Genomic DNA, 12,150 nt, shown 5'->3' with positions numbered 1-12,150 from the left:
CCAACACCGCTGCAAACACCATGATGAATGGCGTAATTACAGGGGCAGGCAGGATTGTTGCCGCTCGAATGCACAACTACACTCGCTACGCCGAGCCGCGCATTGACGCTGCTCCTGTAGCGCCTTAGCCTTGGCGCTCAAATTACTCGTGTAATATTTCTACTAGGGATCGCCTATGCTGCGCAAACTCTCACTGGCCGTTGCCGTGTCATGTGCGTCCAATGGAATGGCCTGGGCAGCAGAAGCGCCCTTGTCGACAAAGAACGATCTGGTCAGCGTCTATCAGGAGGCGGTGGACAACAACGCCGACCTCGCGGCTGCCATCGCTCAATATGGCGCCCAGAAAGAAGTCGTGCCCCAGGCCCGCGCCGGGCTGCTGCCGAATCTGTCGGGCGGCGCGGATGTTTCCAGTGTCCGCACCTCGATCGATCAGCCGTCGGCCACGGCCAACCGCAATGCCCACTCCTACCAGGCAACCCTGGCGCAGCCGCTGTTCCGTGCCGATCGCTGGTTCCAGTTCCAGGCCGCCAAGGACGTCAACGAACAGGCCGCCCTGCAACTCTCGGCGACCGAGCAAAACCTGATCCTGCAAACCGCCGACAGTTACTTCAACGTGTTGCGCAGCCAGGACAACCTGGCTTCGACCAAGGCCGAAGAAGCCGCGTTCAAGCGCCAGCTGGACCAATCCAACGAGCGCTTCGATGTCGGCCTTTCGGACAAGACCGATGTGCTGAACTCACAGGCCAGCTACGACACCGCACGCGCCAACCGCATTGTTGCGCAGCGCCAGGTGGATGACGCATTCGAAGCCCTCGTCACCCTGACCAACCGTCAGTACAACGCCATCTGGGGTATTTCCCATAACTTGCCGATCCTGCCGCCGGTGCCGAACGATGCCAAGGCATGGGTCGAAACCGCCGCCAGACAGAACCTCAATCTGTTGGCCAGCAACTACGCCGTCAGCGCCGCCGAGCAGACCCTCAAACAGCGCAAGGCCGGCCACGCGCCGACCGTCGACGCCGTGGCCAGATATGAAAAGGGCGACAACGACGCCCTGGGTTTCAGCAACCCGAACGCCTTTGGGCAGCCGTACAAGGGTGATGTCGAGCAATCCACGATCGGCCTGCAACTGAACATCCCGATCTACAGCGGCGGATTGATCAATTCCCAGGTCCGTCAGTCGTACGCACAACTGGACCAGACCGAGCAGCAGCGCGAATCCCTGCGCCGGCAAATCGTCGAAAACACCCGCGACCTGCATCGTGCGGTGAACACCGACGTCGAGCAGGTACAGGCACGCAAACAGTCGATCATCTCCAACCAGAGCGCGGTGGAAGCGACCGAAATCGGTTATCAGGTGGGGACGCGAAACATCGTCGACGTGCTCGATGCGCAACGCCAGCTGTACACCTCGGTGCGCGACTACAACAACACCCGCTACGACTACATCCTCGACAACCTGCGCCTCAAGCAACAGGCCGGTACGTTGAACCCGGGGGATTTGCAGGACCTGGCTCGCTGGCTGAAAGCCGACTACAACCCGGACAAGGACTTCCTGCCACCGGATCTGGCCAAGGCGGCGGCTGAGCAGTTGAAGGCAAGACCGGGTCAGTAAAAAGGTAACTGGGGTGAAAGCTTTCTGTGGCGAGGGCGCTTGCTCCCTCGCCACAACCGGACAACGATCGCTTCAAGCCCGGTCGATCAACCGGCCTAGCCCATCCAGCAACCGCTGCAACGCACCCTGATTGCGGCGCATCACCTTCAACCCCGCCTCGGCCATCCGCTGCGCATCCCGTGGCAGTTCGAACAGCCGCTGCACCGCCAGCGCCAGCCCTTCGGCATCCTCCACTTCCTGCAACGCCCCGGCGCTGCGCAACTGCGCGGCGATTTCGAGAAAGTTGAACAGGTGCGGGCCGCTCAAGACCGGTTTGGCCAGGGCCGCTGGCTCCAGCAGGTTATGCCCGCCGTTAGGCACCAGGCTTCCGCCGACAAATGCACTGTCGGCCAGGGCATAGAGAAACAACAGTTCACCCATGGTGTCGCCGAGCAGCACCGACGTGGCAGCGGTGACCGGTTCGCCGCTGGAGCGCCGCACCGTGGCAAACCCTTGCTGCTGGCACAACCCGTAGACCGAATTGAATCGCTCCGGGTGACGCGGTACCAGAATCAGCAACGCATCAGGGTGATTGGCCAGCAACCGACGATGCGCCGCCAGCACCACTTCATCTTCGCCGTCATGGGTACTGGCGGCGATCCATACCGGGCGTTCCTGCGCCTGCCACTGAGCACGCAACTCGCTGGCGCGCTGCAACAGTTGCGGGTCGATGGTCAGGTCGAACTTGATCGAACCCGTCACTTCGACGGTTTCGGCTCGGGCGCCCAGATCACGGAAGCGCTGGGCCTCGGCTTCGGTCTGCACTGCAAACAGGCTCATCTGGGCGAGCATCGGCCCGGTCAACTTACCAAAGCGGCCGTAGCCCCTGGCGGATCGCTCGGACAATCGCGCATTGGCCAGCGCCACGGGGATCCCGCGCCTGGCGCATTGATGAATGTGGTTGGGCCACAATTCCGTCTCCATGATCACCGCCAGTTTTGGCCGGACCCGATCAAGAAAACGCCTTGCCGCACAAGGCAGGTCATAGGGCAAATAGCAATGCTGGATGCGCGGCTCATTGGCAAACAACGCCTGAATGCGCTCCGAACCGGTCGGCGTCATGCAGGTCACGGTGATCGGCAGGTGTGGATAACGTTGCAGCAAGGCGCGAATCATCGGCGCAGCGGCGATGCTCTCGCCCACCGACACCGCGTGCACCCAGATGCCGCCCGGCTTCATCGCCGGCATCGCGTAAGAGAAACGCTCACCGATTCGTTTGGCATAAGCCGGCGCCTTGCGCGCGCGCAGCCACAGCCGAATCGCTACCAGTGGCAGCCCCAGATAAAACAGCGCGGTGTAGAGAGTTCTATTCATGGCGGCGGAGTTTATCGGCTTTTTTCGCCGATCGCCTGCAAGTGCACGGCAAAACGTTCGGCGAGCCAGCGCGCCGCCGGGCCAAGCGGTTCGTCGCGGCGCCAGACCAGCTCCACCACCAGCGCCGGCGGGGTCCACTCACTGACCAGTTCAGCCATTTGATTCTGATACGTCGGGTACTGCACCACATGGCGCGGCAGCCAGGCCCACCCGAGGCCGCGCACCAGCCATTCGGCCATCACGTAGAAACTGTCGGCCCGCCAGACTTGCGGGCTGGCCGGCTCGCTGCCGGGGTAGATGCTGGACTCGGTCGACATCAACAACTGACGGTGCTGCGCCAATTGCTGGCAATCCACCGCGCCCTTGGCCGCCAGCGGATGCCCCTTGCCACACACCGTGACCATTTCAACGCTCCCCAGCACCCGCCGCTCAAGCGCCTCGGGAATCGGGTCATGAAAGAACAACAACCCCAGATCGGCCCGCCGCTCCACCAGCTTGCGCGCCACATCCCCCTGGGCGGCGCTGGTCAATTGCACTTCGACACTGGGGAATTTTTCCGCCAAGGCCTCGAAGCTTTCGATGATCGGCTGGTAAGGCATGGCCTCGTCCTGGGCCACCCGCAAACGGGCCTCCTGCCCGCGCATCATCGCCAGCGCCCGACCATTGAGCCGTTCGCACTGGCGCAGCACTTCGCGGGCCTCTTCCAGCAAGGCGGTGCCGGCTTCAGTGAGTGTCGGCTGACGCCCGCTGCTGCGGTCGAACAGACTGACGCCCAAGTCTTCCTCCAGCAGCGCAATCGAACTGCTGACCGCCGATTGCGCCTTGCGCTGATCCCGCGCCACGGCGGAAAACGATCGCTGCTCCGCTACGCTGACAAACAGGCGCAACTGCTCCAGATCCCATTGGGTGTTCATGCTCAACCTATCTCCCATGCAGATAGGTAATGACTTTACCGCATCTGGGGAATCACTAGAATGCCGACCTCAGAAAGCAACACTTCACACGAGGATTGAACCATGACCGCTTACTACTACCTGGCCATCGCCATCTGCGCCGAAGTGATTGCCACCGTTTCGATGAAAGCGGTCAAAGGTTTCAGCACGCCGTTGCCACTGCTGCTGGTCATCGTCGGCTACGGCATAGCCTTCTGGATGCTGACCCTGGTGGTGCGCAGCGTTCCCGTGGGTGTCGCCTACGCGGTGTGGGCCGGCATGGGCATCGTGATGGTCAGTGTGGCGGCGCTGTTTATCTATGGGCAAAAGCTGGATGTGCCGGCGATGTTGGGGATGGCGTTGATTGTGCTGGGTGTCGTGGTCATCCAGTTGTTCTCGAAAACCGCCGGACACTGACTGAATTGACAAAATTTGGTGGCGAGGGAGCTGGACTTGCGTCTGCTGCACAGCCGAACGGGCGCAAGCTCCCTCGCCACAGTGATCTCCATTGGGGTGTTGTTCACCAAATCCACTTTCGATCGAGTCTGTATACTGCGCCCTCGTCTTGAACACTGAGGTCGCCGCATGCCATCCGTTATTTCCACCGACGTTCTGATTGTCGGCGCTGGTGTCGCCGGCCTCTGGCTGAATGCGCGCCTGCGCCGCCAGGGTTTTTCGACCGTGCTGGTGGAAAGCGCCACCCTCGGTGGCGGGCAGAGCGTGAAGTCCCAGGGCATCATCCACGGCGGCGCCAAGTACGCACTGCATGGCGCGTTGACCGGCGCCTCCGAAGCCATTGCCGACATGCCGCGTCGCTGGCGCGAAGCGCTGGCCGGCGACGGCGAGCTGGACCTGTCTGGCGTGCGCCTGTTGTCCGAAGCCCACTACCTGTGGTCCCCCGGCACGATCGCCGGCAACCTCACCAGTTTCTTCGCCAGCAAAGCCGTGCGCGGCCGTGTCGATCAGGTCAAGGGCGATCAACTGCCAGCGGCGCTGCAAGACAAGCGTTTCAAAGGCAAAGTCTATCGCCTGGCCGAATTGGTCATCGACGTGCCGAGCTTGATCCAGCGCCTGGCGGACCTGGCAGGTGACGGCCTGCTGGCCGGACAGAAAATCGAACCATTGCTGGAAGGCGGCGTGCTGGTCGGCTTGAAAGTGGACGAGCGCGAGATCCGCGCGCAACGCATCGTCTTGAGCGCTGGCGGCGGGACCGCTGCGCTGCTCGAAGCATTGGGCTTGAGCCAACCCGCCATGCAACGTCGCCCGCTGCACATGATCATCGCCAAAGGCCCGAGCCTTAAACCGCTCTACGCCCATTGCCTGGGTGGCGGCACCAAACCGCGCATTACCGTGACCACGCATCCGGCTGCCGATGGCCAGTGGGTCTGGTACATGGGTGGCGATATCGCCGAAACCGAAGGCGTGGCCCGCGAGCCCGCCGAACAGATCGCCACCGCGCAGAAAGAGCTCGGCCAGTTGTTGCCCTGGATCGACCTGAGCACGGTGCGATGGGCGACCTTGCGCGTGGATCGTGCCGAACCCTTGCAATCAGGCCTGACGCGCCCCGACAACGCGTTCCTCGCCGAGGAAGGTCGACTGCTGGTCGGCTGGCCTACCAAACTGGCATTAGCGCCTGACTTTGCCGACCGGGTAATCGACAGCCTTGCCCGCGACGGCATTCGACCGGGTCCGGTATCCGCGCTGCCGCCGCTGCCAAAACCACCGATGGGCGTTCCGGCCTGGGAGCAACTACTGCCATGAGCCAACCCACCCTGCACGACCTGCAACGCCCGCTGGGCAGCACCGGCCTGCTGGTTTCGCCGCTGGGCCTGGGCACGGTGAAACTCGGCCGTGACCAAGGGGTGAAGTATCCCAGCGGTTTCCAGATTCCCGATGACGACGAAGCACGGATGCTGCTCAAATTGGCCCGCGACCTCGGCATCAATCTGATCGATACGGCGCCCGCCTATGGCCGCAGCGAAGAACGCCTCGGCCCACTCCTGCGCGGCCAGCGTCAGGACTGGGTAATCGTCAGCAAGGTTGGCGAAGAGTTTGCCGACGGGCAATCGCGCCACGACTTCAGCGCTGCGCATACCCGGCTCTCCGTGGAGCGCAGCCTGCAACGCCTGGAAACAGATTTCATCGACCTGGTGCTGGTGCACTCCGACGGCAACGATCTGGCGATCCTCGACGAGAGCGAAGTCTATGCAACCCTCGCCGCGCTCAAGGCCGAGGGCAAGATTCGCGGGTTCGGCTTTTCCGGCAAGACCGTCGAGGGTGGCTTGAAGGCTCTGGAACAAGGTGACTGCGCGATGATCACCTACAATCTGAACGAACAAACCGAAAAAGCCGTCATTGACTATGCTGCTGCTCACGGCAAAGCCATTCTGGTCAAAAAAGCCCTCGCCAGTGGCCACGTATGCCTGAGTCCCGGGGTGGACCCGGTGCGCGCCAGTTTCGAGTTGTTGTTTGAACATCCGGGGGTGGCCAGTGCTATTGTCGGGACAATCAACCCGCTGCACCTCGCCCATAACGTCGCGACCGTTGCCCAGGTCCTACGTAGCCACTGATGCCGCCCCACGCGGCCTAAAGCAGGAGCCGACATGCCGCGTACGCTCATAAGAAAGAACCCGAGCAACTTCAAGACCCTGCCGTTATTCGTCGAAGCGACTCCCGAAGGCCTGAGTTACCAGAGCGTCGGGAGGCCGCTGAATTTTTCCCAGACCTTGCAACGCCGCCGCCCGGTGACCGTCGCCGACACCGAGCGTTTTTCCCTGGAACTGGCCAATCTCGGAGTGTCGGTGCGCCTGACGCTGCATTGGCAGAATCGAGATTATTGGGTACTGGTGCGTCAACGCCGGCAGGATCGCGGGGACGTGGTGCTCAAGCTGATTTCCGGGTACGTGCCGGCACACGAGCTGAACCTGCCGCTGCACACGGCGATCCAGGAGATTGCCGAAGAATGCCTGCTGGAAACCCCGGAAGGCTGGCTCGGCGGGCGCTTCAATGACACCTGGCTGCCAGCGCCCTACGCGTCCGCCCTGCATTACCGCGAAGCCCTGCCGTTTCGCCTGTCGCCACTGTCCGGCTCGGCACGGCCGGTGCGTTGCGCCAACCTGCAGCTGATCGAACGGCCACGGGCCTATGTGCACTTGCCGACGGCCTCGTTGCAGTTGATTTATGACTTGCGCCTGGAAGTGCCCAAAGAGGCCAAGTCCCTGAGCCTGTTCCACGTCGACGAACGGCTCGAAGGCGATCAACTGGTGGCGCGCCTGGATCGCAAACGTCCCGACCTGTATTTGATGCCGTTACAGGACGGCCACCCGATGGCCGAGCTGTATACCTTGAAGAAGGATCAGCTGTACCCGGCGAGCACGCGAGGGCTGTTTCTGGCCGAGAGCTTTGCCCGGCAGGAAGGCTGGCTGGTGCGCGATGAGCGGATTCGCTGGAAGGATTGGGTGAGGCAACAAGGGTTGAACCCGCCGGACAAAGACAGCGGCCTGGCGCGGTTGCGAGGGAAGGCCAAGCAACTGCTGAAGAAGATCGTGCCGCGCAAGGCTGCACGATAGGCTGATCAGGACGCTGTTGTGGCGAGGGAGCTTGCTCCCTCGCCACAATGATCGCGCGTCACTCGGACTTGCGGATCTTCTCGACAATCGCGGTCGTGGAGCTGTTTTCCACCAGCCCCAGCACTTTCACGGTGCCGCCGTAGGCGGTGACGATGTCCGCGCCGACGACTTGGTCGATCCCGTAATCCCCGCCCTTGACCAGGACGTCCGGCTTGACCTCGCGCAGCAGGTTCTCCGGCGTGCCTTCCGCGAAGCTGATCACCCAGTCCACCGCGCCCAAACCGGCCAGTACCGCCATGCGCCGGTCGACACTGTTGATCGGACGACCCGGCCCTTTCAGGCGGCTGACCGACGCATCGTCATTGACCGCAACGATCAGACGATCGCCTTGCGCCCTTGCCTGTTCCAGATAAGTCACGTGGCCGGCATGCAGAATGTCGAAGCAACCGTTGGTGAACACGATCTTCTCGTTGTGCGCACGGGCGTCATCGACGGCCAGCAGCAACTGCTCGAGGCCCAGCACACCACGCTCCGAACCTTCTTCACGCTGGATGGCGCGACGCAGTTCCGGCGCACTGATCGCCGCCGTACCCAGCTTGCCAACCACGATGCCTGCGGCCAGGTTGGCCAGGCCCACCGCATGCGGCAGTTCCTCACCAGCAGCAATTGCCGCCGCCAGGGTAGAAATCACCGTATCACCGGCACCGGTCACGTCGAATACTTCACGGGCGCGGGCCGGCAGGTGCAAGGCCGGATGATCCGGACGCAGCAGGGTCATGCCGTGTTCGCCACGGGTCACCAGCAACGCGCCGAGGTCGAGCTCGTGCATCAACTGCGCGCCCTTGCTCACCAGTTCATGCTCATCGGCGCAACCACCGACGATGGTTTCGAACTCGCTGAGGTTCGGCGTGATCAGGCTCGCACCACGGTAGATCGAAAAATCCTTGCCCTTGGGGTCGGCTAGCACCGGAATGCCACGGGCACGTGCGGCCTGGATCAGCACCTGGTGGTTTTTCAGGGCGCCTTTGCCGTAGTCAGACAAGACCAGCACCTTGATGCCTTCGAGCAGTTCGTCGACTTGCACCGACAACGCCAGCGAGTCGGTGGCGAACGGTTCTTCGAAGTCGATACGCAGCAATTGCTGATGCCGACTCATGACCCGCAACTTGACGATGGTCGGCTGGTGCGCAATGCGCTGGAACAGCGCCCGCACGCCTGCACCCTTGAGACTATTGGCCAGGCTGTCGGCGGCTTCATCGTCACCGGTCACCCCGACCAACGAGGCCGGCGCACCAAGGGCGGCAATGTTCAACGCAACGTTGGCGGCACCGCCCGGGCGGTCCTCGATGTGATCAACCTTGACTACCGGTACTGGCGCCTCAGGGGAAATCCGTGAGGTACCACCATGCCAGTAACGGTCGAGCATGACATCGCCGACCACCAAGACAGGGGCTTGATCGAATCGCGGCATGGACAACTTCATGGAGCAACCCACATACAAAATGAACAGGGGCGCGATATTAACACAGGGTAGCCGCCGGCTTGTGCGACGGCTGCAACGGATAAGTTCGCGAAAGACGACTAGAGCTGTCGAGAACAACGAGGCTGCGATCTCTTGACCTTCTTTAAAAACCAAGTCAAAAGATTGCAGCCTGCGTCAGCGCCCGCACGAGAGGGTTTCAGGCAATGTCTTCGGCCGGCGCGTCCAGCCCCATCGCATGCAGGCGTGAGTAATAACCGTTTTGCGCCAGCAATTGAGCGTGGGTGCCGCGCTCGACGATCTCGCCCTGATCCATTACCAGAATCAGGTCGGCTTTTTCGATCGTCGACAGGCGGTGAGCGATGACCAGCGTGGTGCGTCCCTTCATGACCTGGTCCAGAGCCGCCTGAATATGGCGCTCGGACTCGGTGTCGAGGGCCGAGGTGGCCTCGTCGAGGATCAGCAATGGCGCGTTTTTCAACAGTGCCCGTGCAATCGCCAGACGCTGACGCTGACCGCCGGAGAGCAACACACCGTTTTCCCCGACCTGGGTGTCCAGGCCTTCGGGCATCTGCGAAATGAAGTCCATCGCATAGGCGTCGGTGGCCGCCTTTTCAATGTCTTCACGAGGCGCGCCAGCCAGATCGCCATAAGCGATGTTGTTGGCGATGCTGTCGTTGAACAGCGTCACATGCTGGGTCACCTGCGCCACGTGCCGGCGCAGGTTGCGCAGGCGATAGTCTTCGATCTCAACGTCATCGAGCAGAATTTCGCCGATGTCGTGATGATAGAAACGCGGAATCAGGCTGGCCAGGGTCGACTTGCCGCTACCGGAACGGCCCACCAGTGCAATCATCTGCCCCGGCGCAGCCGTGAAGCTGATGTTTTTCAGCACTTCACGCTCAGTCCCCGGATAAGTGAAACTGAGGTTACGTACCTCAAGATGACCCTGGACGCGATCGCGCTCGACCGTGCCGTTGTCGACTTCAGGTTCGACGTCCAATTGCTCGAAAATGCTTTCCGCACCGGCGACGCCTTTCTGAATGGTCGAACTGACTTCCGACAACTGGCGAATCGGCTTTGGCAACAGGCCGGCGGCGGTAATGTAGGCCACCAGATCACCGGCAGTGGCATCACCGCGCAGGAACAGCACCAGGAACATCAACACGGCCATGGCGGTGTAGATCACCAGCTGCAGCATCGGCGTGTAGACCGCTCCGGTCTTGGTCATGCGCAATTGCTTTTCGGTGTTGCCCTGGCTGGCAGCGGCGAAGCGACGCTCTTCATAGGTCTCGCCGCCGAAGCTGCGCACCACGCGATAGCCCTGAATGGTTTCGGAAGCCACGTGGGTCACATCGCCCATGGCCACCTGGATCTTCTTGCTCTGCTTGCGGAATTTCTTGCTGGTGCTGCTGACCATGATTGCGATCAGCGGCAGGATCGCCAGCATCACCAGGGTCAGTTTCCAGTTCATCCACAGCAGGTAACCGAACAGGAACACCACCGTCAGGCCTTCACGAATCACCACTTTGATGGCATCGGTGGCCGCACCGGTGACCATGGTCACGTTGAAGGTGATGCGCGAAATCAGGTGCCCGGAGTTGTGCGTATCGAAGTAGCGGTTGGGCAGTACCAGCAGCTTGTTGAACAGCTCGACACGCAAGTCATGGACCAGCCCGAGTGATACCCTCGCCAGGTAAAAGTTACCCAGAAACGAACCGAGGCCTTGCCACGCCGCGATCAGGATGATCAACAACGGCACGGCCATCAGCAGCTGCAAATCCTTCAGATAAGGAACCGTAGGGAACAGCACCGCTTCAGGGTTGCTCAGGCCATCGACGAAATACTTGAGAATCCCGGCCAGCATCGGCTGCGTGGAGGCAAAGATCACGAAACCCACGATACTCAGGAGGAAGAGGCCGATATAGGGTTTCACGTACCGCAACAGCCGAAGGTAGATTTTCAGGCTGGAATCCTGTCCCGCGTTAGGCGGTGCATCACTCATCGTAGAGCTCACTGATTAGGTAGAACGCGAAATTTTATCACAGGCGTCAGAACTGGCCCGTGCCCATACCAGAACACTGGCCAAACCTACGGGTAACCAGCTTATAAACCATTCGGGCCTCGGTGTCCCGGACAGGCTGGCAGCGTCGAATTGCATGGCCAACGTCGAGAACACCCAGATACCTATGACTCCCTTGGCATAAAGCGTCTCCCGGGCCTTCCAGGCCGCGCACAGCACCGCAAGCCAGATCGAACACCACAACAGCAGCCCTGGCAGGCCCAGTTCGATGGCCACATGGGTAAACAAGTTGTGCGTATGATTGAAGTATTCACCTGAAGCGAAAACCTGGTAGTCACCGCCAAGGCCAAGGCCAAGCCATGGGCGCTCACTGATCATCTGCAAACTGGCCATCAGGATCTGCGGACGATAAGACACCCCGCGCGCCACGACGAACGATTCAAACCACCAGATCGCCAGGACTGCCACGATAAACGCTGCCGCTGCAATGATGCGACTGCGTCGGTCACTGCTCCACACCGGCATGGCAAGTATGGTGAAAAATAACGCCAGCCCGGCCCCGCGGCTCTGGCTAAGCATCACGAATGCGCAAAGCAGGCCCAAAGCAACTACCCAGACCACCTGAAGTTTGTTGGTGCCAGGAGGCCAGAGAGCCAGCCAGACCGCAGCCAGCCCAATGACATAGCCCCCCAGAATCGGATGAGCCAGCTCACCCAGCCCCTCCAGACGCGCGCTCCATACGTTTCCATCGACGCCATAAAACTTGATGATTGCTGCCAACGCCGTCGCCGCCAATCCGATTCCACCCCACTGCATGATGCGGATAACGCGATCAGGCCGGCCATTGGCAAAAATCGGGAAGAACATCAGGAACACCACGATGTAGAGCAAACGCTTGGCCTCACGAGCGAGGTCCGGAGCGTTCGTCCAGGCAAGACTGATCAATGACCACATCAGAAGCCCGAGCATCGGCAGGTAAACCCAGCGTTGCTTATAGAACAATTCCCGGAGCCGGGCACGCGCGGACCACGTAAACAATAGTGCCGGCAGCCATAGCGATGCGACCAAACCTTGTTGATAGATCTTGTTGGTAGGCGCAACGGCAATAGCCAACAAAAACCAAAGCAGGCCTATTGTCATCCATACTTGCGCCCAGCGTGTTTCTTGCATCAAATTAC

10 protein-coding genes are annotated in these 12,150 nt (G+C 61.1%); 5 read left to right on the top strand and 5 right to left on the bottom strand.

Annotation, left to right across the window (positions count from 1 at the left end):
• Nucleotides 1-175 precede the first annotated feature (175 nt).
• On the top strand, nucleotides 176-1,615 hold the full coding sequence (locus BVK86_RS15840; RefSeq protein ID WP_075947313.1) for a TolC family outer membrane protein: 1,440 nt from the start codon (nucleotides 176-178) through the stop codon (nucleotides 1,613-1,615).
• 72 nt (nucleotides 1,616-1,687) lie between these two features.
• Here the strand turns inward: BVK86_RS15840 and waaA are convergent, their stop codons facing one another.
• Both waaA and BVK86_RS15830 read right to left on the bottom strand, forming a co-directional pair.
• Nucleotides 1,688-2,968, bottom strand: a complete 1,281-nt coding sequence (gene waaA, locus BVK86_RS15835; protein ID WP_075947312.1) for a lipid IV(A) 3-deoxy-D-manno-octulosonic acid transferase — start codon at nucleotides 2,966-2,968, stop codon at nucleotides 1,688-1,690.
• Between the two features lie 11 nt (nucleotides 2,969-2,979).
• Nucleotides 2,980-3,882: a LysR family transcriptional regulator gene (locus BVK86_RS15830; protein ID WP_075947311.1), complete on the bottom strand. Its 903-nt coding sequence runs from the start codon at nucleotides 3,880-3,882 to the stop codon at nucleotides 2,980-2,982.
• A gap of 102 nt (nucleotides 3,883-3,984) precedes the next feature.
• Here BVK86_RS15830 and BVK86_RS15825 point away from each other — a divergent pair, with 102 nt between their 5' ends.
• The 4 genes from BVK86_RS15825 (at nucleotide 3,985) to BVK86_RS15810 (ending at nucleotide 7,469) form a co-directional block, all read left to right on the top strand.
• Nucleotides 3,985-4,317, top strand: a complete 333-nt coding sequence (locus BVK86_RS15825; RefSeq protein WP_008004867.1) for a DMT family transporter — start codon at nucleotides 3,985-3,987, stop codon at nucleotides 4,315-4,317.
• A 168-nt stretch (nucleotides 4,318-4,485) separates the two neighbouring features.
• Nucleotides 4,486-5,661 carry an NAD(P)/FAD-dependent oxidoreductase gene (locus BVK86_RS15820; RefSeq protein WP_075947310.1) on the top strand — a complete coding sequence of 392 codons (1,176 nt, stop codon included), beginning with the start codon at nucleotides 4,486-4,488 and terminating at the stop codon, nucleotides 5,659-5,661.
• Complete coding sequence (locus tag BVK86_RS15815) at nucleotides 5,658-6,470, top strand: aldo/keto reductase (protein ID WP_075947309.1); 813 nt, start codon at nucleotides 5,658-5,660, stop codon at nucleotides 6,468-6,470. Before BVK86_RS15820 ends, BVK86_RS15815 begins: the two co-directional genes overlap by 4 nt.
• A gap of 33 nt (nucleotides 6,471-6,503) precedes the next feature.
• Complete coding sequence (locus BVK86_RS15810) at nucleotides 6,504-7,469, top strand: metal ABC transporter ATPase (protein ID WP_075947308.1); 966 nt, start codon at nucleotides 6,504-6,506, stop codon at nucleotides 7,467-7,469.
• A 58-nt stretch (nucleotides 7,470-7,527) separates the two neighbouring features.
• Here BVK86_RS15810 and hldE read toward each other — a convergent pair whose 3' ends face one another.
• From hldE to BVK86_RS15795, 3 genes are all read right to left on the bottom strand, one after another.
• Complete coding sequence (gene hldE / locus BVK86_RS15805) at nucleotides 7,528-8,952, bottom strand: bifunctional D-glycero-beta-D-manno-heptose-7-phosphate kinase/D-glycero-beta-D-manno-heptose 1-phosphate adenylyltransferase HldE (RefSeq protein WP_075947307.1); 1,425 nt, start codon at nucleotides 8,950-8,952, stop codon at nucleotides 7,528-7,530.
• A 196-nt stretch (nucleotides 8,953-9,148) separates the two neighbouring features.
• Nucleotides 9,149-10,954: a lipid A export permease/ATP-binding protein MsbA gene (msbA, locus tag BVK86_RS15800; RefSeq protein WP_075947306.1), complete on the bottom strand. Its 1,806-nt coding sequence runs from the start codon at nucleotides 10,952-10,954 to the stop codon at nucleotides 9,149-9,151.
• Nucleotides 10,955-10,969: 15 nt separating this feature from the next.
• Entirely contained in the window at nucleotides 10,970-12,142 is a 1,173-nt protein-coding gene (locus tag BVK86_RS15795) for an O-antigen ligase family protein (RefSeq protein WP_075947305.1), read from the bottom strand.
• Nucleotides 12,143-12,150 lie beyond the last annotated feature (8 nt).

Source organism: Pseudomonas reinekei (genome assembly GCF_001945365.1).
Lineage (GTDB): Bacteria > Pseudomonadota > Gammaproteobacteria > Pseudomonadales > Pseudomonadaceae > Aquipseudomonas > Aquipseudomonas reinekei.
This window is presented reverse-complemented; position numbering and strand designations above follow the sequence as displayed.

Excerpts from the sequence above, each read along its gene's own strand:
- BVK86_RS15840 (WP_075947313.1), top strand. The coding sequence starts at position 176 with ATGCTGCGCAAACTCTCACTGGCCGTTGCCGTGTCATGTGCGTCCAAT.
- BVK86_RS15830 (WP_075947311.1), bottom strand. The coding sequence starts at position 3,882 with ATGAACACCCAATGGGATCTGGAGCAGTTGCGCCTGTTTGTCAGCGTA.
- BVK86_RS15825 (WP_008004867.1), top strand. The coding sequence starts at position 3,985 with ATGACCGCTTACTACTACCTGGCCATCGCCATCTGCGCCGAAGTGATT.
- BVK86_RS15815 (WP_075947309.1), top strand. The coding sequence starts at position 5,658 with ATGAGCCAACCCACCCTGCACGACCTGCAACGCCCGCTGGGCAGCACC.
- hldE (WP_075947307.1), bottom strand. The coding sequence starts at position 8,952 with ATGAAGTTGTCCATGCCGCGATTCGATCAAGCCCCTGTCTTGGTGGTC.
- msbA (WP_075947306.1), bottom strand. The coding sequence starts at position 10,954 with ATGAGTGATGCACCGCCTAACGCGGGACAGGATTCCAGCCTGAAAATC.
- BVK86_RS15795 (WP_075947305.1), bottom strand. The coding sequence starts at position 12,142 with ATGCAAGAAACACGCTGGGCGCAAGTATGGATGACAATAGGCCTGCTT.
- BVK86_RS15820 (WP_075947310.1), top strand. The coding sequence starts at position 4,486 with ATGCCATCCGTTATTTCCACCGACGTTCTGATTGTCGGCGCTGGTGTC.
- waaA (WP_075947312.1), bottom strand. The coding sequence starts at position 2,968 with ATGAATAGAACTCTCTACACCGCGCTGTTTTATCTGGGGCTGCCACTG.
- BVK86_RS15810 (WP_075947308.1), top strand. The coding sequence starts at position 6,504 with ATGCCGCGTACGCTCATAAGAAAGAACCCGAGCAACTTCAAGACCCTG.